The sequence below is a fragment of the Roseateles sp. NT4 genome, assembly GCF_051857475.1.
Taxonomy (GTDB): domain Bacteria; phylum Pseudomonadota; class Gammaproteobacteria; order Burkholderiales; family Burkholderiaceae_C; genus Pelomonas.
In genome coordinates, this window is record NZ_JBPZGZ010000002.1 from 1,591,075 (window position 1) to 1,617,487 (window position 26,413).

Annotated in this window: 24 protein-coding genes; 13 read left to right on the forward strand and 11 right to left on the reverse strand. The window is 59.6% G+C overall.

Annotation, left to right across the window (positions count from 1 at the left end; all coding sequences use genetic code 11):
* Positions 1–287 precede the first annotated feature (287 nt).
* A complete protein-coding gene (locus ACS5PN_RS17105) occupies positions 288–4,298 on the forward strand; it encodes a hypothetical protein (RefSeq protein ID WP_439465182.1) in 4,011 nt (1,336 codons plus the stop codon).
* Between the two features lie 23 nt (positions 4,299–4,321).
* Here ACS5PN_RS17105 and ACS5PN_RS17110 read toward each other — a convergent pair whose 3' ends face one another.
* The 4 genes from ACS5PN_RS17110 to ACS5PN_RS17125 form a co-directional block, all read right to left on the reverse strand.
* The gene (locus ACS5PN_RS17110; RefSeq protein WP_439465183.1) at positions 4,322–4,672 is read right to left on the reverse strand and encodes a hypothetical protein; all 351 of its coding nucleotides are present in this window, start codon (positions 4,670–4,672) and stop codon (positions 4,322–4,324) included.
* Positions 4,659–4,988: a TA system antitoxin ParD family protein gene (locus ACS5PN_RS17115; protein ID WP_439465184.1), complete on the reverse strand. Its 330-nt coding sequence runs from the start codon at positions 4,986–4,988 to the stop codon at positions 4,659–4,661. The genes ACS5PN_RS17110 and ACS5PN_RS17115 overlap by 14 nt, the downstream gene beginning before the upstream one ends.
* A 252-nt stretch (positions 4,989–5,240) precedes the next feature.
* Positions 5,241–5,771 carry a hypothetical protein gene (locus ACS5PN_RS17120; protein WP_439465185.1) on the reverse strand — a complete coding sequence of 177 codons (531 nt, stop codon included), beginning with the start codon at positions 5,769–5,771 and terminating at the stop codon, positions 5,241–5,243.
* Positions 5,772–6,412: 641 nt separating this feature from the next.
* Positions 6,413–7,321: an alpha/beta hydrolase family protein gene (locus ACS5PN_RS17125; RefSeq protein WP_439465186.1), complete on the reverse strand. Its 909-nt coding sequence runs from the start codon at positions 7,319–7,321 to the stop codon at positions 6,413–6,415.
* A 552-nt stretch (positions 7,322–7,873) separates the two neighbouring features.
* Here ACS5PN_RS17125 and ACS5PN_RS17130 point away from each other — a divergent pair.
* The 4 genes from ACS5PN_RS17130 to ACS5PN_RS17145 all read left to right on the forward strand — a co-directional run bounded on the left by ACS5PN_RS17130 (position 7,874) and on the right by ACS5PN_RS17145 (position 14,866).
* On the forward strand, positions 7,874–9,703 hold the full coding sequence (locus tag ACS5PN_RS17130) for an aspartyl protease family protein (RefSeq protein ID WP_439465575.1): 1,830 nt from the start codon (positions 7,874–7,876) through the stop codon (positions 9,701–9,703).
* Between the two features lie 245 nt (positions 9,704–9,948).
* Positions 9,949–10,827: a peptidoglycan recognition protein family protein gene (locus ACS5PN_RS17135; RefSeq protein WP_439465187.1), complete on the forward strand. Its 879-nt coding sequence runs from the start codon at positions 9,949–9,951 to the stop codon at positions 10,825–10,827.
* Positions 10,828–11,052: 225 nt separating this feature from the next.
* Entirely contained in the window at positions 11,053–13,698 is a 2,646-nt protein-coding gene (locus tag ACS5PN_RS17140; protein ID WP_439465188.1) for a ShlB/FhaC/HecB family hemolysin secretion/activation protein, read from the forward strand.
* A gap of 25 nt (positions 13,699–13,723) precedes the next feature.
* Positions 13,724–14,866: a hypothetical protein gene (locus ACS5PN_RS17145; RefSeq protein ID WP_439465189.1), complete on the forward strand. Its 1,143-nt coding sequence runs from the start codon at positions 13,724–13,726 to the stop codon at positions 14,864–14,866.
* A 165-nt stretch (positions 14,867–15,031) separates the two neighbouring features.
* Here ACS5PN_RS17145 and ACS5PN_RS17150 read toward each other — a convergent pair whose 3' ends face one another.
* Complete coding sequence (locus ACS5PN_RS17150; protein WP_439465190.1) at positions 15,032–15,469, reverse strand: RidA family protein; 438 nt, start codon at positions 15,467–15,469, stop codon at positions 15,032–15,034.
* Positions 15,470–15,614: 145 nt separating this feature from the next.
* Between ACS5PN_RS17150 and ACS5PN_RS17155 the strand changes: the two genes are divergently transcribed.
* A complete protein-coding gene (locus ACS5PN_RS17155) occupies positions 15,615–16,436 on the forward strand; it encodes a TetR/AcrR family transcriptional regulator (protein WP_439465191.1) in 822 nt (273 codons plus the stop codon).
* Positions 16,437–16,650: 214 nt separating this feature from the next.
* On the opposite strand, the gene ACS5PN_RS17160 is transcribed toward ACS5PN_RS17155, so the two are convergent.
* Positions 16,651–17,526 carry a lipase family protein gene (locus ACS5PN_RS17160; protein WP_439465192.1) on the reverse strand — a complete coding sequence of 292 codons (876 nt, stop codon included), beginning with the start codon at positions 17,524–17,526 and terminating at the stop codon, positions 16,651–16,653.
* Between the two features lie 698 nt (positions 17,527–18,224).
* Positions 18,225–18,671 carry a hypothetical protein gene (locus tag ACS5PN_RS17165; protein ID WP_439465193.1) on the reverse strand — a complete coding sequence of 149 codons (447 nt, stop codon included), beginning with the start codon at positions 18,669–18,671 and terminating at the stop codon, positions 18,225–18,227.
* A 438-nt stretch (positions 18,672–19,109) separates the two neighbouring features.
* Between ACS5PN_RS17165 and ACS5PN_RS17170 the strand changes: the two genes are divergently transcribed.
* The gene (locus ACS5PN_RS17170; RefSeq protein WP_439465194.1) at positions 19,110–19,592 is read left to right on the forward strand and encodes a GNAT family N-acetyltransferase; all 483 of its coding nucleotides are present in this window, start codon (positions 19,110–19,112) and stop codon (positions 19,590–19,592) included.
* A gap of 116 nt (positions 19,593–19,708) precedes the next feature.
* Here the strand turns inward: ACS5PN_RS17170 and ACS5PN_RS17175 are convergent, their stop codons facing one another.
* Both ACS5PN_RS17175 and ACS5PN_RS17180 read right to left on the reverse strand, forming a co-directional pair.
* Positions 19,709–20,041 carry a hypothetical protein gene (locus tag ACS5PN_RS17175; protein WP_439465195.1) on the reverse strand — a complete coding sequence of 111 codons (333 nt, stop codon included), beginning with the start codon at positions 20,039–20,041 and terminating at the stop codon, positions 19,709–19,711.
* Positions 20,042–20,383: 342 nt separating this feature from the next.
* Positions 20,384–20,746: a winged helix-turn-helix transcriptional regulator gene (locus ACS5PN_RS17180; protein ID WP_439465196.1), complete on the reverse strand. Its 363-nt coding sequence runs from the start codon at positions 20,744–20,746 to the stop codon at positions 20,384–20,386.
* Between the two features lie 87 nt (positions 20,747–20,833).
* On the opposite strand from ACS5PN_RS17180, the gene ACS5PN_RS17185 reads away from it, so the two are divergent.
* The 3 genes from ACS5PN_RS17185 (at position 20,834) to ACS5PN_RS17195 (ending at position 23,115) form a co-directional block, all read left to right on the forward strand.
* The gene (locus tag ACS5PN_RS17185; protein WP_439465197.1) at positions 20,834–21,739 is read left to right on the forward strand and encodes a polysaccharide deacetylase family protein; all 906 of its coding nucleotides are present in this window, start codon (positions 20,834–20,836) and stop codon (positions 21,737–21,739) included.
* Positions 21,740–21,741: 2 nt separating this feature from the next.
* Positions 21,742–22,041 (forward strand): Dabb family protein, encoded by a 300-nt coding sequence (locus tag ACS5PN_RS17190; protein ID WP_439465198.1) that lies wholly within the window; start codon positions 21,742–21,744, stop codon positions 22,039–22,041.
* A gap of 612 nt (positions 22,042–22,653) precedes the next feature.
* Complete coding sequence (locus tag ACS5PN_RS17195) at positions 22,654–23,115, forward strand: GNAT family N-acetyltransferase (protein WP_439465199.1); 462 nt, start codon at positions 22,654–22,656, stop codon at positions 23,113–23,115.
* Between the two features lie 103 nt (positions 23,116–23,218).
* Here the strand turns inward: ACS5PN_RS17195 and ACS5PN_RS17200 are convergent, their stop codons facing one another.
* Together ACS5PN_RS17200 and ACS5PN_RS17205 are read right to left on the reverse strand one after the other, a co-directional pair.
* A complete protein-coding gene (locus ACS5PN_RS17200; protein WP_439465576.1) occupies positions 23,219–23,593 on the reverse strand; it encodes a helix-turn-helix domain-containing protein in 375 nt (124 codons plus the stop codon).
* A 329-nt stretch (positions 23,594–23,922) separates the two neighbouring features.
* Complete coding sequence (locus tag ACS5PN_RS17205; protein WP_439465200.1) at positions 23,923–24,282, reverse strand: hypothetical protein; 360 nt, start codon at positions 24,280–24,282, stop codon at positions 23,923–23,925.
* Between the two features lie 26 nt (positions 24,283–24,308).
* Between ACS5PN_RS17205 and ACS5PN_RS17210 the strand changes: the two genes are divergently transcribed.
* The 3 genes from ACS5PN_RS17210 (at position 24,309) to ACS5PN_RS17220 (ending at position 26,056) form a co-directional block, all read left to right on the forward strand.
* On the forward strand, positions 24,309–24,800 hold the full coding sequence (locus ACS5PN_RS17210) for an RNA polymerase sigma factor (protein WP_439465201.1): 492 nt from the start codon (positions 24,309–24,311) through the stop codon (positions 24,798–24,800).
* Positions 24,801–24,992: 192 nt separating this feature from the next.
* Positions 24,993–25,766, forward strand: coding sequence for an NYN domain-containing protein (locus tag ACS5PN_RS17215; protein ID WP_439465202.1), 774 nt, complete (start codon positions 24,993–24,995; stop codon positions 25,764–25,766).
* Positions 25,763–26,056 carry a hypothetical protein gene (locus tag ACS5PN_RS17220; protein WP_439465203.1) on the forward strand — a complete coding sequence of 98 codons (294 nt, stop codon included), beginning with the start codon at positions 25,763–25,765 and terminating at the stop codon, positions 26,054–26,056. The genes ACS5PN_RS17215 and ACS5PN_RS17220 overlap by 4 nt, the downstream gene beginning before the upstream one ends.
* The last annotated feature ends 357 nt before the right edge of the window (positions 26,057–26,413 follow it).

Sequence of the window (26,413 nt, forward strand, 5' to 3'; positions counted from 1 at the left end):
CTCTTGACGAGGAGAGCGGGGAGAAGGTTGGGGTCAGCGGCTTGCCCACCGGATTCCAGACTTGGCAATCGGGTGTCGGGCGACGTCGTATCTCGCTGCCATCTTCGCCACTGACGCTGCCGAGGCGGATACGGTGAGAGCTTGAGTCGGTGACAGGAAGAGGGCGCGGCCCTATCGCTAGGCCACCGCGCTTCTTTTTGATCGAGTCGGCGCTAGGAAGCGACCGCGATTGCCTGTGTCCGTTTCAGCAATAGGATCATCAAACGGACCAACTGAAGGGACTAATCTTGACGAGCTTGCCTCCACCCCATGCGCCCGTCCACGCTCCTGGAGGCGGCAGCCATGGCTTAGAGGGGTATTACTACCAGGCTCTCGTCTCGGTGTGGGTTGCAGTAGATCTGCTGCTGGTCACAGAGGCTGCCGAGCGGGTTCAGCTGGAACCTGTGAGCCAGGAAGATCTGGAAGCAGACCTCACCAGCCCTAGCGCGCCGGTTGTTGGCGTCGCGGCAAGCGCTCAAGGATATCGGCTCAAAGTTCAGGTCAAGTCCACCACCGGAGAGCCGTGGAACATGAAGACTTTCCGCGCAATCATGCAGCACGGTGGCACGCAGCGACAAGCTGCACGAGATGTCCTACTCAATGACGCGCAGTCTCGCTATCTGCTCATCACGAACAATGTGGCTGTTAACACGCTGCGGTCGATCGTCGTGCCTTCCATTGGTGTTTGGCCGACAGATGCTGAACTGCCTTCGCTGTGGTCCAGCGAAGCACCCGCCGGTGCAGAGGAGGTAAGCAAGCGTGTGGCCATGATCACGGGGGCCGATGAAGAACGAGTGATTTGGAAGCTTCAGCAGCACCTCACCAGTGTTTGCCATATTCCGATGTCCCGTTGGAAAGAATGTCTGAAGGCACTGCATCTTGAAGCCCTGCGACGGATGCGACCAAACTCGGATCACGACTGGCGCCGTTCAGACCTTGAAGAGATCATCAGGGAATTCGGCGGCTATCTGAGTTCCTCTCTCCTGGACTCGCAGTTCGTGAAGCCGCAGACCTGGCTGCGCATGGTGGATCAGCTGACGAACCAATACGTCATCCTCATCAAGGGCGAGTCCGGCACGGGAAAGACTACTTCGGCGCGCGCGTTGATCGCCCACCTGAGGGAGAAAGTTGGCGGCATCGAGGAAGTGCTTGCGACGACGCCGAGTGCAGTCCGCGATTTCAAACGGCGGCCTGTGGTTTTCTATTTGGATGATCCCTGGGGAAAAAGTCGATTTGAGCCTGATGCGGAACCTTGGCGCAATGAACTGCCAAGCCTCCTTCAGATGGCCGGACCAGACACCTTCTTTGTCGTCACCACACGCTCGGACGTGTTTCAGAGCGCCGGTCTTGAGTCCAAGCACACCAGATGGATCGTCCCCCTGGAGAGTTCCGACTACGCACCTCATGATCGATTCGACATGTATCGCAATCGACTTCCGACGCTCAACGAGGTCTTCAGGCCCCTTGTCGCCGCAAGACGAGGAACAGTTCTCGAGAAATTGAAGTCGCCCTACGAGATTGACCAATTCTTCTCAGGTCTCATAGGCATCAACCCTGCTGCAACCGCGGAGGAGCGTGAGGAGCAGATATCGGACGCTGTCCAGTCTGCTCACATCGACGCCATCCAGGGAAATATCAAGAAGCAGATCGGCGCTAGGAACGCGGGCCGATGGGCCATCGTCTTATGGGCTGCGTTGCAAGTGTCGGAAAGCGTCAGCCGTGAGATGGTGAGACGCTTGCAAAACCTGCTGGCTCGGCGGGACAAGTCATTTGAAGACGATCACTTGGATGAGCTGATTAGCTTCCTGGGCGCAGGGAAGACACTGCGACTGAGTCAGGGCATTGTGAGCTTCGGTCATCCGCAGGCCGCGGCGGCGCTTCGCAGCATTGTCATTGCGTCCCCGGTTGTGGCGCAGTCAACATTGAGGTCGATCAGCGATGCGCTGGTCGCAATGGACGATCGCGAAGATCGCCCCTGGGCCGCAGAGGCGCTGGCCAAACTGTCTGCCTCGCTGCCAAAGTCCATCGACAAGCTTGAAGTCTTTGAGGCTACCAACAAGGCCTTGATGAACCAATGGCTCGAGCGGCAATGCCTGACGGGGACTCAAGATTTCGAAGATGCGCTTCGAACTCTTGCAAGAGCTGGAACCCAAGACTTTGTTCCCTCCAACGTTGCGCGATTTCTCGTCGACCTGGGCGTTTACTCGCATTTCAACGATGCATTTGTCCCTTTCCAGCCCGACGAAGACTGGCTCAAGGCTGCGGCTTCTCATCGTTCCACGCAATCGCTGTGCCATAGATACATCGCCTCTGTACTTCCGTTCGCCAACGAGGCCCAGCAAGACGACTTCATTGAGATCCTGGAGCGGATCGCAGGCGACCTGACCAGTGCATTCCTTGAGCCTCTTCAAAGCAACCTTGGGAATGGTCTGCCGTTCCCCTGCCGACAGCAGGTGATAGAGGCAAGCTGCAGGAATCTCGATCTGATGAAGCCGATAGCGGCTGATTGTCTTCAGCGATACCAGCGCGTCGACACGTCGATCTCACCAGAAGAGGAATTCGGAATCGCGGACTGTTGGTATGGCGGAGACTATGCTGCCGACATCGCATTCGATGCCTGGGAGTACGCGTCATTCTTGAGTGACTGCCTGGAGCACTATGTGGGACGTGCTCGAGAAGTTCATGGCTGGAGGGCGTTCTCAGAGGATGAGACTTCGCGAGGGATGGAGCGGTGGTGGCTGGAAGCCTTAAGCAAGCAAGCCGGGGCCGGCGTCTCCAAAGCGGATCCGGAGGAAGTCGTCGCCCTGTGGGTGAGAACTGAGAATACGCCGAGCGAAGCGAGGTTCTGGAGTCTGGCAGAGCCCTTCTGGACGGACCACTTCGCCGGCGCGCTCGTCGATCGCCTCGTCGATCGAGAAATCGGCGAATCCGTCAGGCGCGAAGCTCTGCATCTTGCCTGCAGTCTCGACAGAGAGCCGCTTCTTGAAAACGCGGTCCGAGAGCTGCAGACTCAATGCAATTGGTCGGGACTCCTTGACTTCTTGACCGAGATCAAGCGTGTCAAGGGCGAGTTCCCGCTCGAGGAACCGTTGGCTCGCGCATTGAACGCAATTGAGGCTCCACATCGTGAGCTGTTCAGCACGATCTTGTCGTCTGCATCCGGAAGGCCGGAGGCCGACCATACCCTTCCTCAATTCATTGGCAAGCTTTCTCCCAAGTCAGACTTTGGTCTGCTTGCACTGATTCAGGCGAAGGTGGATTCAGGGCTTGATCCCGCCGAGGAAGTCCGCGGGCTTCTCAATCGATGCCAGACTGGCGATGCGCCGAGCGAGGCCATCAGATACGCTGGACGTTGCCTCCCGTTGGAGCAACTTCATGCCGCTACTCGCCACAAATTTGGAAAGGTGAAATCGGCGGCTGCGAACGCGCTGGAGGCACGGGGCGTCAAAGTCGACAACGAGACGCTGTTGATGTTCGCCGAGAACCGCAGTCAGTATGCCAAAGAGGCAGCCCTCGAGATTGCAAGGTCTCGCCCTGAAGAGGCAAAGTGCGTACTGCAGAAACTGCTCTATGACGTTTGGACAGAAGATCATTGGGACTTCTTTGATCACTCCGTTTTCTTCCCTTTCGCGGAAGGTGCTGCGAACGCGCTGTATAGCCATGGGCTGATGTCGGGGGACGACGAGAGGAGTTACCTCGAGGCCGCGTTCGCGACGAGGTCAAGAAGGGTGCGGCTTCAACTGTTCGAATTCTTGGTCTGCAAGGGGAGCCGAGATTCCCGGATGCGCCTGATGGAAGTTGCAGTTGAGAGGCAGCCTGTTGTCGGCAAGATTGAGGCCGCATCAGCAATTGCCCTTCATGTGGCCGCCATTGAGCTGGATGTTGCGAACGTGATTCAGATTGCACATCTCATTGAACTCGACGCTGCAGTTTCAACTCGCCTTGCCAAGATCGCGGGGAGGCACATCGATGAGCCCAAGGCTCGAGAGTTGGCAGAAGCACTTCGTGCCGATCCCGAGCGCCGAATACTTCTGTTGCCGATGGGGATCGGAGCAGCTGCTAGGCCGACATTGAAAGCGGCAATTGCTGGGATGCTTCCGACCAAACATCCTGCGCATGGCGTGTTCGGGCCAGCTCGCAAAGACATTCCTCCTCAGTGCCTTGCGAGTCTCGGTGGCCATGCGGAAGTTCGCGCGATACGCGGCGCGTTGTCGGATTGGTTCGAACCAGAACAAGACCGGATTTCGCCATATCGGTAGAGCCAGTCCCACACGCTCCGATGTCACGGTAACCGGCGCACCGCTTTGGCTCGTTCCGCTTTCGACCCCTCCACGGCATCCAGCTGCTTTGCTTGGGCTGGCGCCATATCGCGAAGCGCCTTTACATCGATAGCGTCGAATGGCTCGATTTGATGCTCGTTGAGCAGTCGGTGGCCGACTTGACTCCTTGCGAGCGTGTAGATGCGTTGGATCTTGCTGCCAATTCTTTCGGCAGATGCAGAATCAGACGCCAAGCGATGAAGCGCGCGTTTTGCAACTTCTATGGCCTGTTGGCCTACATGAGGCGGGCTGCGGTTCGGACGGAGCGATTTCAGGTTTTCTTTGCCATTACCGAGCGCACTAATAGGGCGCATCAATGACTTTCGAGCGACGTGCCGTCCCTCCAGAAAGCGAACTCAATCTGTTCTGAGCGGTTTGCTCGCCGCCGCCACCTTTGATATCCGCCTTCTGTTGGGCTCTCTTGAACTTCCATAGGTTGGCATCGCCGCGACCTGCCAGACGATCTGGTAGAGAGGCCACCTGGGCAACGGTGAGGCAGCACGGCTCCAGGGAGGCTCCTATCTTGGCCCAGTGTTCGATCTGCCAAGCCGCCGACTTGGATATCAGCAAGCCTTCCTTTCGAGCTGCCTCGAACAGTCCGGCCTTGTTGCGGATTGAGTTGGACGCCATGGTGAACCCTTTGTGGCAGATTACCAACCTGCGCAGGGCATCACTTGGATGGGCGCAACAAGGGGCAACCGAGGAGGCAGTAGACGTGTCAGCCTGGAACGCTTTGGATATCTGCTACGGCGTATTTTTGTAGGAGAGCATCTCAGCGACACGCGCATGCTTGCGCAGCTACGCGGCGCTCAGCAGAACTTCCGAGGCGAAGCGCTTGCGTCACGCCGGCAGGACGCCGTGCTGAAACAGCAGGTGCAGACCTCAAGCAAAGGAGATGTAACTCTGCACGCCGCCTGGCAGGACGGACCTTTCAGTCGACACCTTGGCTGGCGTCGTGGGCTGGCCTGACGCGGGCCTGGTGATCCAGTATTCAGTCGATGTCGACGAGACCAAGGCGCCCAGTTCGTTGATTCGATCAGCTTTCACCACAAGCAGCACGGTGCCGGCCGCTACACCCGCATGCACCTCGTACGTAACGGTCGTCGTCCCGACGATGACGGTCTTGGCGCTGCTGGAGTAATGAGTCAGCACGTGCCAGGTGCCGGTCTCCGCACCGAGCGCTGACGCCGGCAACGGCGTGAGACTGCTGACGACGGCGTAGTCGGGCACGCCGCCGCCGGAGCCGTCGTCGTAGCTTCCTCGCGGATTGAAGGTGCTATCGAAATAGATCTTCTTTGCACGGTGGTAGGTCTCAGACCCGCCGCCACTGTTGTAGGTCAGGTCGACAGTCAGGATGCTGCTCTGTCCCGAAGTGCCTTCGAACGAATCGGAGGTTGGTTGAGAGCGTGTCATGCTCCCTACAATCGTCTGAGCAAGGCCCGCTGCGGTCCGCGTTCCTTGGGCTGCGAGAGAAGTTTGCGCCGCCAAGAAAGCTGCCATCGCCGCAGCTACCGGATAACCATTGGTTGAATGTGTTGGGTCGCCATCGCCCCCGCCCTGCGGGTGAGAGTTTGGCGTTTCGCTGGCGCCTCCACCACCACCGCAGGCCGTCAGAGCGGCGGCCGTAAGACTAGAAGCCAGGCACAAAAGCGCCTCGCGGCGCCCGGGTCTGAAAGTAGACATCTCGGTTCTCCTTGGTCCGGTGGACGGGGTGGAATAGGCCAAGCGGTCGGCTCATCGATAGATGAGTGGCAATCCGCGTGTTTTGGAGGTTATTCCTAGCGATCACCCATGCGGACTACGAAATCTAGTAGGCGAATGGATGGCGCTGATGTATTTGCCGGTTGCCGCCGCCGCCAAAGCCTGCAAGAGAGGATTGCAGACTCCTGGTGTAGTCAGCGGATGAATAGGAGTTCTAGCCGGCTGGTCAGTCGGTGCGGCGCTTGCTGCCGCTGAGTGGCACGAATCAGAAAAATGAGGCGACTGCTCTGCCCGCCAGGCGCTCGGGGAGGGTGGCCTTGGCCGAGGAAAACGGGGTGCAATCCCCAGGGCCATCAGCGAAATGGAGCTGACCTAGGCAGTGACTTGGGAGCTAAGTTGCTGGAAAAGAACTTCAGCGCGAGTTCAGCCACGTGCGCATGAACAGCGGCTCGATCGACATCAGGTGCGTCATGGCAAACGATCATCTCGGGCATATTCTGGCCCTCTGCAGAGCAGAGGCTTCCAAACACGAAATGTCCTACATTGCCCGGCAAGGTCTCGAGAGCTGATCGTCGGATGATCGATGCATAGTGAGCTGCATTTGTCTTTGAAGGCGTGATCTCGTCGCCTGCTCCGACGACGATCCTCACGGGGACCTCAACTTCGTCAACATCCGCCTTAGAGTAAGCAACACCGAGAGCAGGCGCCATAGCAAAGACGGCCTTAATGCGCTGGTCTTTTGCCGACGTGCCCGCCCTCGCCAGAGACTCTCGTGCGACTGGATCCGTGCGTCGCAATTCATCAATTTGCGCAGAATTTTGGTCCTGATAGTCGCATACAGGATCAGTTACTGGTGACCGGCACGCGACTTTCAGCTTTTCAGAATCGAATATCGCTCCTGCAAGCATGATCACCGTGTGTCCGCCCGCTGAATGTCCGGCCGCACCCATGCGACTTTGATCAATGTGCGCACCCATTTCAGGGTCCACAAGAAGCTGATCAACGACGGCGCTCAGATCGCGAGCCCGTTCCCAGGAGAACAAAAAGCCTTGAGGTGCTAGTGAGGGTTCGGTCACTGTGTCGCCGTGGTGATCGACGGCCGCGACGATGTAGCCGCGTGAAGCAAGTGCATACGCGAACCATGCCAAGGAGAGAGATAGGCTTTTTGTCCCGTGCGACAACACCACCAGCGGATACTTTCGCCGAGAGTCGGCGAGCTTGGCATATGAGGCCACAGGCACCGCTTCAAAGAGACGCTTCACCTCTGCGGCCGTCTCGAACGCGGCGTCATCTAAGACAGACCCGCTCGCAGCGGGGTACCAGATGACGGTCCTCAGGAGCCGCGGTCCACTACCCGACCAATTCCTGCGGTTCACGTCGACCCAATTGCGACGAGACATCCCGACGATCTGAGCTGATCCAAGACCCGTTGACTCGCGAGCAGCCAGAGTTTGGATGCCATGCCCGTCCTGACCGTCAGCTCTCGCACTCGGCACCCACGTTGAAGAAGCAAGCACGAACGCTGCGCAGGCGAAATAGATTGGCTTCATCTTCTGAGAAACAACCAGGATGGTCCTTATGGGATGGCTGCCTTGACAGCAACACCTTCTTGCTACGGGCGACAGCTAGCTTTGCTGGTCACGAACAAGACGCGGCGAGCGAGCCGAAGCATCTTCACCGCGACGCAAGGCCGCCTCGACCACGGGAACTCGTAGCGAATCGTGCTGAGGCTTACTCAGAAGATTTCGGCCTCCACTCACAACGAATCGGTCATGTTTTCCAAAATATGCACTCTGTTTTCGGTCTTAGGAACAATGCGATGGAGGGGTAAGGGGGCGAGCTGCGGACGTCGATCACACACTGCAGGCAGGTGGTGGTCTCGAAGTCCGCTTGCTGTAGTGGAGCTGCTATTCGCCGTGCATTCAGCTTGGGCGGGGTGCTCGCTAGACAAACTGGAGATCCCGATCCGTATCGTCGATCACAGACCCGTTGGGACTCTGAACCTGAACGGTACGGACGTGTCTATGCTGATCGACAGCGGCGCCTCCTACAGTTTCCTCACGCCTTCGGTGGCTGCTCAGCTCAACCTTCGGCTCAGGAACCTGCCGGACGGCGTACGCCTATATGGCTACACCGGCGCCATCGAGGCGCGAAGGACTCGGGTTGAGAAAGTGATCTTCCAGGGCAGCACGCTGAACAACGTCGAGTTCATCGTCGGCGGCAACGAACTGGGCTCGGGTATTCAGGGCATTCTGGGCCGCAACTTCCTCGCCATGGCCGATACCGAATATGACCTGGTCCATGGCGTCGTGCGGCTGATGTTTCCCAAGGGCGATTGCGACAAGACCAACTTCGCCTACTGGGCCGGTGAGGCGCCCGTCATCGTGGCTCCCCTGGATATAGACAACCGTGGCCAAGACACAGCCATTCGCGTGATGGCCCACATCAATGACAAGGACACGCGCGCCCTGCTGGACACCGGCGCACCGCTCACGTACATCAACCTCCCGGCTGCCAAGCGCGCCGGTGTGAACGAGTCCGACCTCGCGGAGCAAGGCCGTGTCGGCGGCGTCGGGAAGGGGCGAGTCAACAGCTGGACGGTGCAAATCGCCGCTTTCGAACTGGGAGGCGAGAAGATCAGCAACAGCAAGTTCCGCGTTGGCGATGTCGATGCCCGGCACGAGGACATGCTGATTGGCCTGGACTGGTTTCTTTCCCATCGCGTCTATGTGTCGCGGCTGCAGCGCAAGCTCTACGCCACCTGGAACGGTGGTCAGGTATTCGCCCGCGGGGACGCCACCGGTGAATACGACGCGCGCTACGCGGCTGCACCAACAGAGGTCGCCATCGACGATGCCGATGCGCTGGCGCGCCGCGGCCAGGCATTCGCTGCCCGTGGCGAATATGCCCGAGCACTTGAGGACCTTGATCAGGCTTGCAAATTGGCGCCCACATCAGCAGAAAACTTCCTGGCGCGTGCGCGAGTGCATCTAGCCACAAGGCAGTCGGTCCAGGCGCAAACGGATCTTGACGAGGCGATTCGCTTGAATCCGGGCCTGAGCGATGCGTTGGTCATCCGCGCCTCGCTTTCGGCGGCTCGAGGTAATCGCACTGTTGCGCAGGCAGATTTGCTGTCCTTGGACAAGGCGCTACCACCTTCGTCTCATTTACGCGAGCAGATGGCGCGGACTTATGTGACGTTGGGTCAAGTAACGGAAGCGCTGCGTCAATGGGATATGTGGGTTGCCACGCATGAAACTGATGCCGAATTCGCACGAGTTCTCAACAGCCGCTGCTGGTTGCGTACCCGCCACAACATCGACCTCTCACTGGCGTTGGAAGACTGCAAGTCGGCTGTGAGCCAGGTTCGCGACGAACCGGCTTATCGTCACAACCTGGGTTGGACATATCTTCGACTGAACGATGCGTCGCGCGCCATCAAGGCATTCGATGGGGCCATTGAAATCAAATCCATGCCGACGGCTCTGTATGGCCGTGCATTGGCGCAGCACCGCCAAGGCAACGAGGAAGCCGCCAGACGCGACATTGAAGCCGCGCGCAAGCAAAGACGCCGCATAGACGAGGAGGTCAGGAAGTTAGGGCTTCCTGTTTCAGATGATGCACCGCCAGCGAAGGACTCATAAGTCGCGGTAGCCCGCTTTTGCCTAAGGGGCAATAGCGGGATCTGGTTGAGACCCGCGGCTCAAGCCAATCAGTGGCTGGCTGCACAAGCGTCGTTGAGTGTCATCCTCATTGTTGAGGGACAGCTCACACGTGTTTACACGCATTTTCCACCCTTCGCTGGAAGGCTGAAGATCCAAAGCGGCCGTACGAGATGGGAGTTAGGCGGACTCCGCGCTCCCGGCGATTTCGCCTTATGGAGGAAGCCATGCCTTTGAGTAGCCCCCTCAAGAAGGGGTCGCAAGACCCGTTCGTCAAGATCTTACAGAGCCAGTTAATCGCCTTGGGATACATCCTCCCGCGTTTTGGTGCAGATGGAAGTCTGGGTGACGAAACGCTTCGGGCGTATGGCGAGTTCATGGTGTTGGAAGGGATGCGTGCGGCAACCGACGAGATGCCCAAGGCCATCAGCGTGGCTGGCGCCGCAGCGATAGAACGCGCGTTCGCCGCGATACCGCCTATTGCCAAAGACGAGAAGTTCTTCGACGAGCGGAACAACCATCCGCATGACGGCCGCTCGAAGTCCATGCCATACAGAACCTGGTCCAAGGTGACCGCCATCGTTCTTCACCAGACGGCTACACAGCTTGGAGAGAAGCCGGCGCGTTGGCACTCAGTCCCCATTCACTTTGGCGTGACGCGAGCAGGCAAGACCATTCAGCTCTACGACTTGACGGAGGTCTGCAATCACGCAGGAAACTTCAATCGATGGACGGTAGGTATAGAAATAGACGGATGGTTCGCTGGCATCGAGGGCGACCCTGAAACACTCTGGCAACCTAAACCTCCGGCCGCAAAGAGAACACCCATGGATCTGCCCGCCGTCCAGGCCGAGGCGGCAAAGGCTTGCGTGAAGCGCATCATCGACACGGTGGCAGTGAACGGGGGCAAGATAACGCGCATTCATCCGCACCGTCAGTCGAGCATCGAGCGTCAGTCAGACCCCGGCTCGCTGATCTGGCAGACCGTAGGTTTGTGGGCTCAGCAAAACTTCGGTCTTTCCGATGGCGGGAAGAACTACAAGATCGACGACGGTCGCACCATTCCAGAGGCCTGGGATTCCAGGTATGTCGGCAATCAATACTGACGGCATTGGCTGCGCCCAATTGCCGCTGCCGCTGCCGTTGTCAGTCTTGATCGTGCCTTGCACGCCGGCGTTGCCGGCTGACATTTGTCGAATGCGCCAAGCCGACCGCCGGGGCGTTGCGGTAGAGGTCCATGCGCGTCAGCAAATTTGATGAGGCGCTTCCTGTGCATCCCGTTAGGCTGACTGAACGGCTGTTTGCACAGGAAGAAGCTAGGGAGGGGCCATATGCTTCAAAAGACTTGCCTGAAGTGGATGGCCTTGCTTGCTTGGGGCTTGTCTACGCTTGTTCACGCGGTCGCCGCGGAGGTCGCGCCGCAAGGTGTGCCGCCAACGCTGAGCGTGCAATTGGAGATTCGCGGCGGAAAGGCCGCTATCGCCTCGACAGGGACAACACTTTCGCAGCCGCTTCCCGAGGTCTATAGGCAGTGCGGTATGGCCGCGGACTCGTTGCAGCGGGAGCTGACGAGTCATTTGGAGCCGCTGCTTTTGGGCGGCGACAAGCTGCTGACCCGGCTGGTGCTGCAGTCGCTCTCCGGAGGTGGAACGTCCCCTGATAGTCGCGCCATCGTGCGCGCCCTGGACGCGCTGGCAAAAACCGACGCGGCGACCGACAAGCTGTGGAATGGCGACTTCAGGTGGGTGGAAGGACCGCAACTGGTGCAGGCCTGGGAAGCCGCCCAACGCAAGGCTGGCTCGTCACTGGTCAATGCCACGCTCATGTTTAGCGATGCCTACACCTGGGCGCTGCAGAACCCAGCCTACGCCGATGGCCCGTTGTTGCCGAAGTCTGTCAATGTGGACGAGAGCCCAGGGCGAGAACGTGCGCGCCGGGGGATCGTGGCCTTCGAGGTCGCGCCGCCACTGGTCGACGCGGTGAATAAGCTCAGGCCTACCTACAACGTGGCGCAATGGGATGCAGTGCGGTCCAAGCTCAGCCACAGCGCGTTGGCCCAGTTCGACTGCAAGCTCTGGTACCGCCCCCGCATCGAGACCGCGGTGCGCGACTACCTGGAAGTGCGCGGCATCAGCCTGCAGCTCTATCGCACTGACAAGGATGTGGCGGATGCGGCCGGCTTGGGTGTGGCCTCGGAACCACCAAATGACCAGGCCGCACTGCGCGTGTTGCGCCCGAGGTTCGGCAAGAAGAATTTTGGCGGACGCATCCTTCTGGACCCCGACCCGCTGTTGGCGGCCGTCTATGTGCAGGCGGGAGACCGTGACGGCGAGCGGGTGATGCGGGCACTCAACCGGCTGCTTCCTTCGGCAGACTTCGACCGTATCCGCGCCGCACCTCGCGACTACCTGTGCCGAGGCAAGGCCGTATGGGTGCCGAGCGAAAGTCAGCCTGACGCCATTCAGTTGCCGCTGGACGGCAGCATGGACACGCTCAAAGGCGAGCAGTTGGAAGTGAGGCGCGTCTTCATGACCCGTGCCATGCTGGCGCAGCGGCTGCAGCAATTGAATGGCATCGGACTGAATGCAAGCATCGTGATGGCTGAGGACGTCGCACCGCCAAAAGGCACTCCCAAAGGGGTCAATCTGATGCGAAGGCTGGCGGTGCTGGCCGTAGAACCGCGCGCCGGTGCGGCTGACCTGGCTCCGCTGTCCGTTCCTTCGCTGCGCGCTTGCAGCACGCCGCGCGACGCGAAGCCTCCTGCATCGACTGCCCCGGTCGCCCCTGTCGTGCCGGTCGCGCCAGTCGCGCCCGCCGGTTCCGGCGGAGATGAAGACGATGTGCCCGGCGAGCCGAGTGCGGGCAGCCCTGCGCACCTCTGCCGCGCCAATGACAAGCAGAGCCGCTGCGCAAAGACGCCGATTGCTCCAGCCGTTTCGACGCCGTTGCAGCCGCGCACGGCGCGCGAGGAGCCTGAAGACGCCATACGCAGGAACCACCTGGACTTCAGTGTCGAGCGCCGGCCCGGCAAGCCGTGGCGGCTGGGCACGGCATATCGGCATGAGGGCAAGACGGCGGATGACACCTTTGCACTCGGCTTTGGCCTCCAGAAGCAGGCCTCTGGGGACTTCTCCTACTCGGGCGATTTCGCCAACTTCGCTGGCTGGGGCAGGCGGGTGCAGTGGACGGCCCGCGCTTTCTCGGCCTTCGACCCCGAGGTGGGTATTGACCCCACCCGACCCGACGAGCGGCGCGAGGGCACCGAGCTGCGCGTCACGGCCGACCTGTGGCGCGACATGCGCTACAGCTCGGCGCAACTGGAGGTGGCGCTGCGCCGGGTTGAGATCACGTTTGATGCGACAGGCAGTCAGCGTCAGCGCGTCAGCGCGGTCGATGTCTCGCTGGTGCTGACGCGTTCGCACGAGGGCACGCCGGCCTCGGAGCGTCAGGAGCTGGTGCTCAACGCCAGCGCCGGGCGTGCGGATGGGGAGTATTTCGGCAAGGCCGGGATGACGCTTGCAGTGCGGCGTTTCGTGGGTGCGTTTTCGCAGTGGGATCTGCGCGCGCGCGCGCACGCCGTCAGCACGCACACGCCGCTGGAGGAATGGGTGCGATTCGGCGGCGAGGACACGGTGCGCGGCTACAAGGCCGACAACACGGTCGCGCGCCAAGCATGGGCGCTGCAAAACGAGTACTGGATGCCACTGCCCTGGACGCCGGCATCGCCGGAGTTCGCGAGTAACCTGCGCCGCCACGTGGCATTGGCAGCGTTTCTCGACATGGGCGGCGTGCGTCACGCCAACACTCCGCTCTCGGGAGCGTCCGGGTTCAAGGCCGGCGCCGGCCTCGGCCTGCGCTATCGGCCCTATCCCAGCACAGCCTTAAGGCTGGACGTGGCACGCCCCGTTGGCAATGTTGCTGACAACGACCGCCGCACCCGCATCTATTTCACCGTGACCACGTTCACCTCCATCTGACCCACCCCTTGCGAGGACCATCCCCATGAGAAGCTTTGCTCTTCAGATCGCCGGCCAGCAGCTGAATTTCGACACGGACGGCGACGTACAAGACTCGGCCAAGAACGTGCTGGGCCGCTGGAAGACGGCAGCCAATCGCATCGTCTACACGCCGACCGGCGGCAGTCCCCAGAACATTGATGTGGACTGGGCTTTCAACGACAGGAACCAGCTCACCATCGCCCAGAACGGCACCACGGTGTGCACGCTGGTCAATACGCTGGACGGGTTGGTGGGCTACCACCTTGAGAAGAATGTCCTGTTTGTGGATCCGGATGGGGATCTCGACTTCGTGTTCCAGCTGGACTGCCTGTTTGGCCTCAACGGCGACGGCAACCTCATCGTCTCGATCAACGGCAAGACCTCAGTGCTGGACGGATTCATCGAAGACACGAAATCGCGTTTTCGCTTCCGTTTCGACGACAAGGAAATGCCCAGCTTCCCCAGCAGCCTTGTGTTCTCAGGTATCTGGGAGCGGTTGACAGATCCTACGCTGGCCGACCAGATCCGCCTGCACTTTGCACTGGACGACAAGAAGCTGGAGATCGCGGCCAACCCATTGAACCTGCCCGCGCAGGTACAGGTCAGCCGTGCTCGCAACCACTTGGAGATGGTCTATCAGTCCAAGAGCAGTGGAGAACGGCGCCTGCAGTTCCAGGGCAGCCTGGAGATCAAGACCGGCTTCACGCTGTTTTTCAGCATCGATGACGTGAAGGACGGCGGCGTTCGCCGCTCCGTCATCAAGGTGGAAACGACCTTCGACATGGACATCGCCACCGGCTTCCTACGCCTCAGCGTGGGCCGCAACGTGGCAGGCACAGCGGGCCAAACCATCGAGCTGGGCGGATCCATCAAGACCACGCTGAAGAACGGCACGCTGAGCTTCGACTTTAACTACCGCAAGGATTCTGCTGGCGGACAGTCGACAAAGACCATCGCCGCGGGGCTCAGCTTCGAGTCCAAATCGGGTAACAAACTATTCGTCAATTTCACGCAGGAAGGCAATGCCCGCACCGTCGACGTCACCGGCAAGATCAGCACGGCCAAGTTCACTTTCGATGGCCGAGTGCAGATCAAAAATGACGCGCAGGGCCGCAGCCTCAGCGGGTTTTTCGGTCTGTCCTGGTAAGTCGGGGCAGCTATTACCGACGACGTGCTTTGGTTGTGGAATTGCAGTTCTACACAGCTTCCTGGCTCGGCATACCTATGACGCCTGGAGCCGCGCTGTCATGCGCGGCTGATCGCTAGCGGGGCCGCAAATCCCCGAACGCTAGTGGCGTCGCATCGCGACCACTTAATTTGGCAGTGCAACGATGGCTTCCACCTCGAAGAGCATGGGGTCGATGGCAAGCTTGGGCACTGGAACCAAGGTCTGAGCGGGCAGGGCCTCGCCAAACAACTCCTTCACGTTGGAGGTCAACACGGCAAGCTTGGACATGTCGTGATCGACGACAAAGACTGTGAGTTTCGCGACGTGTCGAGGTTCGGCACCGATTGCGGAGAGCGCGGTACTTAGATTTGCGTAGGCCTGCCTTACCTGCGTGGCGAAGTCTGCAGAGAGCTCACCCCTTGCGTCTTGGCCGCCTTGCCCGGAGATGTAGGCCAGGCGCGATGCGGCAGGCGTGATGACCACCGTGCTGTAGCCGTTTGGCGTCGGGTCGTACAAGTGTTGCGGATTGACGATGGCCAGGCCGAAGTCGGCCGCTGCGGCCTCGTTGATTCCAGTGCTCATGTTGGGGTGACTCATTCGATGGTTATGAATTTGCTCGTACGCTGTACGAGCCGATGCCACGATACAGTCGTACAACGTACCAGTCAACTACATTTATGAAGGTTCAGGTCTTGCCAGAATCGAGCCAGACCATCGTGGACCAGCTATGAATGACAAGAGCAGAACTCGAGGCGGCCTGGCGAAGCGCCAGCACCGCGCGGCGGCCGCACCGCAGGAACCCGACGCCGAGCAACCGTTGTCCAGAGAGCGAATCGGCGCTGTCGCCGTTGAGTTGCTCGATCAACATGGGGTCGAGCGGATGACGATGCGATTGCTGGCCGACAAGTTGAAATGCGGCGTCATGAGCTTGTATTGGCATGTCGCGAAGAAGGACGACGTTCTTGACCTGGCTCTTGACAGCGTTCTGGCGTACGAAGGGCCTAGCCTGGGCCGCTCACAGGACTGGCGCAGATCCGTGCTTCTTGTCTTAGAGGACTGGAGAGCTGCCATGCTGCGCCACCCCTGGTCGGCGCCGCTACTGCCCCGCAGAACACTTGGACCCAGCATATTGGGGAGACTGGAGCTGCTTGCAAGCGCGCTGTCGTCGGCAGGTGTGAGCGACGCCGAGCTGAATCCCGCGATTTGGTCCCTTTGGAACTATGTGATGGGGGCAACCATCACAAGGGCCAGCTTCGGACTGACGGAGGAGGAAATGGCCGACGGTCAGGCTCGGTTGCTCGAGCAGGCTAAGCAGTACCCAACGATTGAACGTTCACGCCTGCTGTTGGACAGCGACTGGGATGGGGCGTTCAAAAGTGGAATCAACTTCCTCCTCGATGGGCTGTTGCCCAACCAGGCACATGCGCAGGGGCGCCAGACCCCCGAGCTTGACAAGGCGGCGGAACCCGAAACAAGCGTCGTCGATGACTCCCCCCAAGCAGCCGCGCGAGCAATGAAGGCGGCGCTGCGTAGAAAAGGGCTTGGGTAGAACGATCCGACGATTAATAGATGCTCAGTGCGCAGGGGCGTTGTGCTTTGAGCAACCCGGAGGCAGTGACCGATGGCGAGAGTTCGGCAATCATTGGGCTTGTGCGTAAACCAATGAGATTGACACTAACGCGCTCTGCCGCAGGCGGTGATCGAGAACCGCCTCTTCGGGCAGGCTGAGCGAGCCGAACCAACGCCAGCTGGCCATCTGTTCCCTAAGACCAGTAGGCTCTCAGGTAGTTGATGGGGGCGTGGTCTGCCAGGTCACGGGTCAGCACGGTGCCGAACCGAAAGGCGTATTGGGCGAGGTAGATGGCGCGGCCGGCTTGTCGATCGTCATCCATCAGCGCCTGCGCCGGTGCGGAATGCCGCACGCCTGATCGATCGATGTACTCGAAACCACCGTCGAGGTGATGAAAGTCAAAGGCAGGTGGGGGAATTTGGGTAACCAGATCACAACAGTCCACGATGCGAGTGTTCTGCACGCCGGCGCTGCCGACGTGGGCTGTGAATTCCGCGTTGCCCACCCGTGGGGATCCGATCGTGACTAACCGGCTGGCTCTTGCGGGAACGGCGAGCAACGTCGCGATAGCCGCACCCAGGCTGTGACCGCAAATGATCAGCTTCTTGGGCTTGGTTGCATCGAGCCACGGCTTGACTTGTGCCCACATGCCCAAAGCAGTATTTTTGAAACCCACATGTACCTCGCCCCGACTGGTGCCGTCCAGATTCCATGGCACCAGGAGGACATGGGCGTCCGTCACCAGATCGCAGATGCGGTCCGGTTGGGTGCCGCGAAAGGCAAGGACTCCCAGGCCCTTCGCGTCGACTGCGCCAAACCCCTGCCCGTCGCTGCCTGCATGCTGAAAGCATGTCGGCGCGCCAAAGCCAGCTAGTGCCAAGGCTTGCGAAAGCCGACGGCCCTCGTCGGCATCTTCGTCATAGCGGTAGTAGGACAGACGCGCGGCTTCGATGGCGAACTGCACCTCTCGAGCTTCGTCCTCGACTCGAAAGCCGTCGGTGAGCAACGTTCCCCGTGATTCGGGTTGGAGTAGAGCCTTGCGGCTGGAATCGTAGGAGATGGTGGGCATGGTCAGCGCGTCGTCCGGCTGGTTGGATCCAGCTTGTATAGCTGCGCGCGATGGGCGGCACATCCTTCAATTTGTGGAGCACGGCGCGGCAGCGTTGGCGTACAAGCGGCAAGCTGTCCACCGAACTCCAGCGAGCTTGGTGCTTACCAACCTACCCGAACATCTCGAGGGACGTATTCATGATGGCTGCCGCGTATTCGCTCGCCGCGCCTTCGGGTGAGCTACGAATCTGGGTGGGTAGCGGCACTGGCGCCCTTCGATGGTTTTGACGCGCCCGACCCCGGGCCCAGAACCGGTTTCCCCACTTGATCACCGCCGCCGCCACATGCGGTCAAAACTGCGAATAGCGCCGTGCAAAGAAGGGCATAGGCCGCGCCGCGGCACGCGCCATCGATATTCAACACCACGGGTACTCCCAGAAGATCGTCACAGCAGTCCGAATCTAGTGCGAGTCCTGATCGCGAGCACACCGAACTTTCGTAACTCCCGCTGCTTCTCTGATGTGTGTTAAGTACTCCAGAGTGCGGCTGAGGGCAAGAACGCCGACTCATGCGGTAGAACTCTACGAACTCGACGTGAGGACCGGCGCATTCCTCAAACCTTTCACCGTCGCCTTGGCGACAGCTTGCTCCCTCATATGTGAAGCGCGTTCGCAATGGTCAGGGCGGGTTTGCAGACGCATGCGCGCATAAGGCAATTCAGCACAAGCATCGGCCGAAGCAGAAACGTCCTTCTTTAACGAACTCTGGTGAAGCCAGGTCAGCGGCGAACGAGACGACGATCCCAAACACAATCCACAGATATAGCCGCGGCGACGACCATTTGTCCTGCCATGCGCGCCATGACAGATGCGCTAGAAGCGCCCATTCGAAAAAGCGCACGGGCGCATAGACGGCCACGTAGGTTAGAGCGAACGAGCCGCCAAGTTCTTGGCGAACGATCAAAGCCACCACGATCCCGAAGCAGAATCCGAAGACACACCTCATAGCGCCCATAAGCAGGCTTGCGCGTAGCAGCTGCAAACCGCTCGGGCGCGCGCTACCCAAATCTGCAATCAATAGTCCGCAGTAACTCCATGCAGCGTAGGCGACTAGCTTCACTGCGGCATACGTAAAAAGCGTCTCACCCACAGGCTTCACCTCCATCTCACGACCTGTATTAATGTCAACGGCAGGGTCGGTAAGGCGTCCCATCCGAGCATCGGTACCAGCAACGGCATCGCCTGGGCGATAGCGTTAAAGCAGCGAGCGTCTCTGCAACCTCGCCTGAGCCTCGCGCACCGAGCCTGACGCCAATCATCGGCTGCATTAGCGTCAATCGCTGAGCGGCAATTGGCTTTGGTTCGTTCAATGGTTAAAGCGCCACTAGCGCATCTCGTGGGCGTCGCATTCATGCGCTCGGTCCACCGGCCGCGACTTTCCAGCCCATCGTCCGGCAAGAACGCAGGCAAAAGCTCCGATGCCCCCGACAACTCGTAGGCGCCAAAGAGTGTGCGCTCCCGGAAAGCGCGAAGTGTCGCCGTAGCATCAAGGGAGCATCCAAGACAGGGCATAGCGCCAATGCTGCAGCTACGACAAATCTCCATGATCGACATCATTGCCTTTACGGAGGGATATTCAGACGATGTGGCATCGTTGATTCTGCCGATCCAGCGGCACGAGTTCGGCCTTCCCATCACCCGCGCAGACCAGCCTGACCTGACCAACATCGCTGCCTTCTACCAACGCGATGCCGGCAACTTTTGGCTCGCTATGGACGGTGCCGATGTCGTCGGCACGATCGCGCTTCTGGACATCGGAAACGGTGCCGCAGCTTTGCGCAAGATGTTCGTCTCTCCTCCGTTTCGTGGTCGCAAGCCGGGGGTCGCCGCTCAGTTGCTCTCCACACTGATCACCTGGAGTCGCAACAGAGGTCTTAGATGCATCTATCTGGGAACGGCCGCGCAGTTCCACGCGGCCCATCGGTTCTATGAAAAGAACGGCTTCCAAGAGATCAAGCCGACGGCGCTACCTCAAAGCTTTCCGAGGATGGCGGTTGACTCTAAGTTCTACCTCAAAGGCCTTTGAGCATGACAGCTCCGCTGTGAATCATCATCTCAGGGATGAAGTTCGGTGCGGCGGATGAGCAGCTCTCGTTGCCGCACCTGAGCTGCGGCACTCACAGACGTTGTGGGAGTCACCGATCAGCGAGGAGGTCGCTTGCTTATCGGTAAGAGAGGGATTTCCTTGCCACCGACGTAGAAAGTACCTTCTGCGCAATACACGGTATAGCCTCCGACCTCAATCCGGTAGTTTTCTACCTGTAGCGAGCGAGACTCCCGCATGCCGCGCATCTTGACGCGAAGACTGCCGTCGACGGTGAAGATGGGTTCCCGAGCGAAGTTCATGGACCGATCCTTGTCTTTCAACGAGGAGCGGAACTCCCGTGTTTGTTCAGGCGACAGTCTTCCTTGACGTTGCATCAACGGGATGGCGGATTCAAAGTCGAAGTACCAAGTGCCGATCAACCTCTGCACATCAGGCTGAGAAATCGGTCGAATGTCTTTTCCATAGACCAGCGTCAGATAAAGAGCGAAGTGCGTATCGACTTGATCGCGCGTCTAGGCCGGCGTCGAAACCGAAGGAAGCAGCGCGAGTAGCAGGCAGACTATGCGAATCATTTGGAGCGCTCTCTTAGGTTGATGACAAATGGCCAAGCTGGATATGACCGACGCGCCGACGAGGCTTGTGCACAACGCAATTTGAGATCTGAGCGTTCGTTGGAGTTCCTACGAAATCTCGTACTCCGCCGATCGTCGTCAGCAACACTTCTCGGCCGGTGGCCGATCGACCTCACACCGATTGAATGGCTGATCAATTCATTTGCAAGATCGAAGCCGGGCATGGACGAAGTCCAGAATTTCCTCATTGTGCGAGGCCCAGCCGCAGAGCAGGGCGACTGGCTCGTGCAACTTCCGCCCCAGGTCCGTGAGGCAGTACTGCGTGCCAGGAGGGATCACCGGGAGAACGGTCCTTTCCACGACGCCGCCGCGTTCAAGCGTGCGCAGAACCTGAGCGAGCATCTTCTTCGAGATGTCTGGAATTTCCCGGCGAATTTCGCTGAACCTTTTGACATGTTCGGACAGGCTGTAAAGGACAACGGGTGTCCACTTGTCTCCGACTAGGGCGAGAAGCCGGCGAGCGGGATAGCGAGGAGGAAACTTTTCGACGTCTTCGTTCATGTGTGGGTTACCTAACGGTGCCTTCTTGCGCACTCAAAAACAAGAACTCAGACTGTCGACATCCTTCAAACACCAGGAGTCATTCCAATGTCGAACAAGCCTGAACTCTGGCCGAACGGAGCGCGACTATGCGTCTCGTTGGCAATGCAATTCGAAGCTGGAGGGCAGCCGATCTCCGGCGCAGGAGGACCGATTACAGAACCAATTGAAGAAGGATTCCCAGATCTCGGTACGAACAGCTGGTTCGACTACGGTGTGCGCGAAGGCATTCCGAGATTGCTGGACCTCTTCGACAAGCACGGCTTGAAAGTTACGTCCTTTATGGTCGCTAAGGCGGTCGAACGGGAGCCGGAATTGGCGCGGGAAATCGTCGAACGGGGGCATGAAGCCGCAGCGCACGGCTTCGAGTGGGCGCCCCAATACAACTTGCCCGAAGCCGACGAGCGGAAGCTCATCAGAGCGTGCATCGACAGCATCGAGCGGGCGACCGGGTCGCGACCCAGCGGGTACGACTGCTATTGGATGCGAGGCAGTGTCCGGACCTTGAGTCTGTTGCAAGAGCTGGCGTTCACTTATCACAACAATGACCTCAACATGGATGAGCCGTGGATACAAGATATCAACGGAAAACCTTTCGTTTCGGTGCCCTACACGGTGCATCTCAACGACATCGTTGCGTATGACCACGTCGGCTTTTCACCGATCGCGTACGAGCAGCAGCTCAAGGACGAATTCGATCAGCTCTACGAAGAAGGCGCTCGCAGGCGGCGCATGATGGTGGTCAGCCTGCACGACCGGTTGTCGGGCCACGCATCGCGTGTGAGATCGTTGGAACGATTTCTCGTCTATGCAAAGGGACACACCGGCGTCTGGTTCGCGCGTAAGGATGAGATCGCTCAGCACGCCCTCGCTACGCCCGATGTGACCCCCAAGCTTCAGCGGGGCCTTGCAGAGTCGACCGGATGGCCCGCCAACACCCTTGAACGAGCTTAGTCATGATCTCTCACATTGTCTTGGTCGGTTTCAATTCGCGCGCGACTGATGCGCAGCGCAAACATTTGCAGGACGCCGTGGAAGCATTTCTCGGTGTCGTGGATGGTCTGCTGCAGATTGCGCAAGGCGCCGACTTCGGTGGGCGGGCACAAGGCTTCGGCTATGCGATCACCATGATCTTCGACGACCGTGCTTCACTGACACGCTTCTACAGCAGCTCCACACACAAGGACTTCACCGCCGAGATACTGAAGCCGGTCGCTAAGAAAATTCTCGTCATTGATTTCGACCACGCGTCTTAACGAGTCGCAGCTTGCTAGTAGCTTCTTTGACGCCGGGATGATCTGTCGAATCTCTAATAATACGGCTACGAGATTACGTAGAAATGCCGTGCTAGCGTTATGGCACGGCAGGTGATCAGAGTCGAGTACGTTCGGCGATGACGGCGCAGGGCCTGCATGGCTTGAGTTCGGCGGTAGGTGCGGATAAAGCTTCCGTCCCACGCTCGGGACGGTGTAACCATGGGAGGCGTGAGCCCGAATAGCGGTCAAGCGTTACCGAGTGGCGGCACGGTCATGTCAAGGGGCGCAGTCGCGGCGATACGGGCTGCAGCTGCCCAATCGCACATGCCCGGGCATGCGCATCAACGCGACCGGCGATTTGAGATCAGGGCGTTCACTGACAACCCTTCGAAGCTCAGCCGTCCACTGGAGTCGCTGGTGAGGACTGGAAACCGGTAACTCTTCGAAGGCACTGTCTGAAGGGGCGCGCGCCGCCATAACTACGACAAGTCGTAGTTTGCGGATTGGCCGTGGTTGCTCATCACGTCATACGTCCCCATACGATTAGACAACTCAGGCCCTGAGGCGACGGGGCCGAGTGACCGAGGCAACAACCCTATCTATTGACATCACATGCCTGACACAGTCCTCATTCGTCCCATCGATCGTGAAGACTACGCTGGGTGGCGACCACTTTGGGACGATTACAACGCGTTCTACGGACGCATCGGTGAGACCGCGTTAGCCGAAGGCGTCACAGCTGCAACTTGGGAGCGATTCTTTGATCCTGAGCGGCCGGTCTGGGCGCTTGTCGCGTGTCACGAGGGGCAAGTCGTCGGCCTTGTGCACTACCTCTTCCATCCGAGTACGAATCGGCTGCGCGATGTCTGCTACTTGCACGATCTGTTCACTGCGCAGTCTTTCCGTGGCCAAGGCATTGGCCGCGAATTGATCTCGGCTGTCTATGACGCTGCTCGCGTGGCCGGTAGCTCACGGGTCTACTGGCACACGCAAATCTCAAACGCCAGCGGACGAGCGCTCTACGACAAAGTGGCCCAGCACAAGGAGTTCATCGTTTATACGCATGAACTCTAGTTTTCTCTTCGGCGTCTCGACACCCCCGCTCGGCTGCTAGTGGTACACGGAAAGCCGGCCAATCAGGAGTCCTTTGGCCTTGCGACTATCGCAGCGGCAGCACTCAGCGCGCGAGGTAATCGCAGCAAGCCTTGAGCATGCGCCGCGCAAAGGCCGCGTCCTTTGCGCTCAAGCCAGATAGCCAAGACTCGATCATCAGCGCGTCCGAGGATGGCTCCGGCGGAGCCTCTTCGAGCAACGCACCGCATGTCGTACCCAGTACCGCCGCCACTCGCTCAAGCGTCAGAAGCGATGGCACATGCTTGCCCCGCTCGAATCTCGAAAGAGTCTCGGTGTCCACCCCGAGTCTCTCAGCCACATCGGCTTGAGTAAGGCCGAGTCCTTTCCGACGGGCCGCTAGGTTGCGTCCCAGACGGCTCGGCAACTCACTTTGGGTCGCCTCGTCAGTTTTATGGCGAGAGCGTCGCTGTTCGGCCATTCTTGTTGGGTTGCTAGTCAACAGCAATGGTTGCCTTACCCGCGAGCGCACGCCAGAATGCAAAGCGTTGGCTATGTAGTCAACGAATTGCACCGATATGGCTTTGTTTTCCTCTGTCGGCGCTGACGGAAGGACTTATGGTCATGCAGTCAATGACACCCAAGGCGGGCGGAGCACGCACTACAGCGTTGTATCGACACGCGGAAGATTCGAGCTTTCTTGGAAGGCCGCTCTGTACCTGGTATGCATGCGCCACCTTCAAGACAGTCCGCTTTGCCATAGCGGACGATCGCGCAGTCAGAGTCACAGGATGGGTCTGGTCGCTTGGGCTACTCGAGCATGGCCAGTACGAGGTCCTTGGAGTCTGGCCCGCCGGCACCGCGTCTACCCGCGTTGCCCAGGACTTGCGTGAGCGCGGAGTCGAGTGGATTGAGGCGATTGCTGCCGAAAGCGACGCGGACATCGAGTCGCTGCTCCCGGATGCGGCGCCATGGCCTTCGGTTGCCGCAGTTTCGAGCGATGACCCATTCAACCGCCTGAGCACTTTTGATTTGCGGCACGCGGCAGCACTTGAAGCTGCCGTCGCCACTGCAGAGCGCTTGCAGAGGAGCGTCGTGCAGGCCGTCAAGCGCCGGGGGTGCTTCGCGGATGAGGCCGCCGCTGTGGCGTTCCTTGCGCGAACGCTTCAAAACATCGACCGAACGCTGTACTAGGAATGGCAGCGCTGCTTGTCAAGAACTGGCGCGATGTGTATGCGCGTGTCCGCGCCGCCTTGATGCGCCGCGGTCGCAGCGCCCATGAGGCCGAAGATCTCGTGCAGGAGGCCTGGGTGCGTTTGGCGTGCTATGAGCGCGAGCAAGAGGTTGCGGAGCCCGAGGCCTTCCTGATGCGGACTGCTCTGAACCTGTCGATTGACGCCCATCGCGCAAACCTGCGACGTGGAGAAGAGGTGGTTCTCGAGGAGGTGGTGCTCGTTGACACATCGCCGAATGCGGAGGAGGTGGCGTTGGCACGCGAGCGTCTGACTCGCTTGAGCGTCTGTCTCGGCCGGCTCACAGACAAGACTCGCGAGATCTTTTTGTCGCGCCGGGTGGATGGCATGACGTATCAGGAAATTGCTCGCCTGTACGGCATAAGTACCAGCACCGTAGAGAAGCATGTCGCCAAGGCCACGCTGCAAGTTACAAGTTGGATGGAGGGCTGGTAGCCTTCGGAAGCATCCGCTTGGATGGTTCAATTGCGCGTGCTTGGCCCACCTCCGTGATCAAGCGGAAGTGCGTGGATCCGGCAGACGCGCTCTGCTTCTTGCGTGACCGCCAGATCCTGGATCTCTCGATAGTCTCCCGTTCAGCGAGAGATGGGCAGGCTCTGCATATCATGAGCCGAGAGGAGAGCGTCTATGGGAACCATTGAGGCAGTGACGGACGCCAAAGTGGCGGTCCTTGTTGATTGCGAGAACACCCAGCCCGATATCCTGGAGCACGCACTGCGCGTCGGGGCCCAGTTTGGCCGCGTCGTCTTGCGCAGAGGCTATGGAAACCACGCAACGCTTGCCAACAAGTGGCAAGACGCATTGGTTCGCCTGGCATTCACACCCTGCCTCCAGTACCAGTACGCGGCCGGCAAGAACACTTCCGACATCGCTCTGGCTTTGGACGCCCTAGAAGCGTTGTTCGATCAGCGCGCAGAGACCTTCTGTCTGGTCACCAGCGACTCCGATTTCGCCTATTTATGTCGGAAGCTGCGGGAGCGCGGAGCGACGGTCCATATTGTTGGAGAGGCGAAGTCACCTGACGCCCTGCGCAATGCCAGTGACCAATTCTTCGAGTGGGCTCCTGCAGAGCCGGCCAGTCCCGTCGACGTGCAGGCGCAGGTCCCCAAGGCGGCGTCTGTGGTCAAGCCGAAACTGCGGCCCAAGTCGGTGATTGCTGCAGTGAGGCTGATGGCAAGCGGCACGGCTGATGGCCGGGTCTATGTCGGTACGCTGGGGTCGTATCTGCGACGGACGGATCCGGCGTTCTCGCCTCAGACGTTCGGGCATTCGGGACTGGTGAACATGCTGAAGACCTACGACTTACTCAATCTGCGCCAGGAGAGCGGCGGGCACTGGACCGTGGCGCTTGCAAGCCCTGAGGGTGCTGCCTCGGTGGTGGCTGGAGAGAGCGATGCATGATTAAGCGGGGAGAGGGCGTCATCCTGAACCTGGGCATTCAGCAGCTCGAATCGGGCTTCTATGAGTTTCACGTGGAGTTCGCAGGCCAGTTGGTGGAAAGCGCTGCTGGATTCAGTTCGATCAGCGAAGCGATCGAGTCAGCGGCAGGCGTGACCGGGGACATTCGAGGCTTCCAGATTTCCTATGGCGGCTTGGTCATAGGGACTTATCCGTTGGAGACATTACGTGCAGATGCAGGAGCGGTTGCACACCGCGCCGTCGAGACGGCGGCAGCCTTCCAGGACGACTGACGGGACCTCAGCGAGGCATTGCCGCGTAGTGCGGCCAAGTTAAGTTGATACAGGTGGTGACTGAGCGAGAGACGTCGTGAGATCGCTCGCGACGGCACGACGCCTCAATGGAAAGTCCGTTCCATACCCGCTGCGCGGCGGCCCTCTGGCGAGTCTCTTTTGTTGTCGTCACCATGCGTGCATGCGTATGACGCGGATGGCCGTGGAGTGTCTTCTGCAGGAGCTGCTCGAAGGGGCGGAGCCCGTGCCCGTCCGCGGCAGCATGGAGAGCACCGCAACCTTGGCTGCTGGCCCATCACAGTTATCTCCAAGGATGCGTTGTGCTGACGCGAGCAGCCCTGCGTCCCGCGATCGCGT

Excerpts from the sequence above, each read along its gene's own strand:
- ACS5PN_RS17110 (WP_439465183.1), bottom strand. The coding sequence starts at position 4,672 with ATGCGCCCTATTAGTGCGCTCGGTAATGGCAAAGAAAACCTGAAATCG.
- ACS5PN_RS17115 (WP_439465184.1), bottom strand. The coding sequence starts at position 4,988 with ATGGCGTCCAACTCAATCCGCAACAAGGCCGGACTGTTCGAGGCAGCT.
- ACS5PN_RS17120 (WP_439465185.1), bottom strand. The coding sequence starts at position 5,771 with ATGACACGCTCTCAACCAACCTCCGATTCGTTCGAAGGCACTTCGGGA.
- ACS5PN_RS17130 (WP_439465575.1), top strand. The coding sequence starts at position 7,874 with ATGCGATGGAGGGGTAAGGGGGCGAGCTGCGGACGTCGATCACACACT.
- ACS5PN_RS17135 (WP_439465187.1), top strand. The coding sequence starts at position 9,949 with ATGCCTTTGAGTAGCCCCCTCAAGAAGGGGTCGCAAGACCCGTTCGTC.
- ACS5PN_RS17140 (WP_439465188.1), top strand. The coding sequence starts at position 11,053 with ATGCTTCAAAAGACTTGCCTGAAGTGGATGGCCTTGCTTGCTTGGGGC.
- ACS5PN_RS17145 (WP_439465189.1), top strand. The coding sequence starts at position 13,724 with ATGAGAAGCTTTGCTCTTCAGATCGCCGGCCAGCAGCTGAATTTCGAC.
- ACS5PN_RS17150 (WP_439465190.1), bottom strand. The coding sequence starts at position 15,469 with ATGAGCACTGGAATCAACGAGGCCGCAGCGGCCGACTTCGGCCTGGCC.
- ACS5PN_RS17155 (WP_439465191.1), top strand. The coding sequence starts at position 15,615 with ATGAATGACAAGAGCAGAACTCGAGGCGGCCTGGCGAAGCGCCAGCAC.
- ACS5PN_RS17160 (WP_439465192.1), bottom strand. The coding sequence starts at position 17,526 with ATGCCCACCATCTCCTACGATTCCAGCCGCAAGGCTCTACTCCAACCC.
- ACS5PN_RS17165 (WP_439465193.1), bottom strand. The coding sequence starts at position 18,671 with ATGGAGGTGAAGCCTGTGGGTGAGACGCTTTTTACGTATGCCGCAGTG.
- ACS5PN_RS17170 (WP_439465194.1), top strand. The coding sequence starts at position 19,110 with ATGATCGACATCATTGCCTTTACGGAGGGATATTCAGACGATGTGGCA.
- ACS5PN_RS17180 (WP_439465196.1), bottom strand. The coding sequence starts at position 20,746 with ATGAACGAAGACGTCGAAAAGTTTCCTCCTCGCTATCCCGCTCGCCGG.
- ACS5PN_RS17185 (WP_439465197.1), top strand. The coding sequence starts at position 20,834 with ATGTCGAACAAGCCTGAACTCTGGCCGAACGGAGCGCGACTATGCGTC.
- ACS5PN_RS17190 (WP_439465198.1), top strand. The coding sequence starts at position 21,742 with ATGATCTCTCACATTGTCTTGGTCGGTTTCAATTCGCGCGCGACTGAT.
- ACS5PN_RS17195 (WP_439465199.1), top strand. The coding sequence starts at position 22,654 with ATGCCTGACACAGTCCTCATTCGTCCCATCGATCGTGAAGACTACGCT.
- ACS5PN_RS17200 (WP_439465576.1), bottom strand. The coding sequence starts at position 23,593 with ATGGCCGAACAGCGACGCTCTCGCCATAAAACTGACGAGGCGACCCAA.
- ACS5PN_RS17210 (WP_439465201.1), top strand. The coding sequence starts at position 24,309 with ATGGCAGCGCTGCTTGTCAAGAACTGGCGCGATGTGTATGCGCGTGTC.
- ACS5PN_RS17215 (WP_439465202.1), top strand. The coding sequence starts at position 24,993 with ATGGGAACCATTGAGGCAGTGACGGACGCCAAAGTGGCGGTCCTTGTT.
- ACS5PN_RS17220 (WP_439465203.1), top strand. The coding sequence starts at position 25,763 with ATGATTAAGCGGGGAGAGGGCGTCATCCTGAACCTGGGCATTCAGCAG.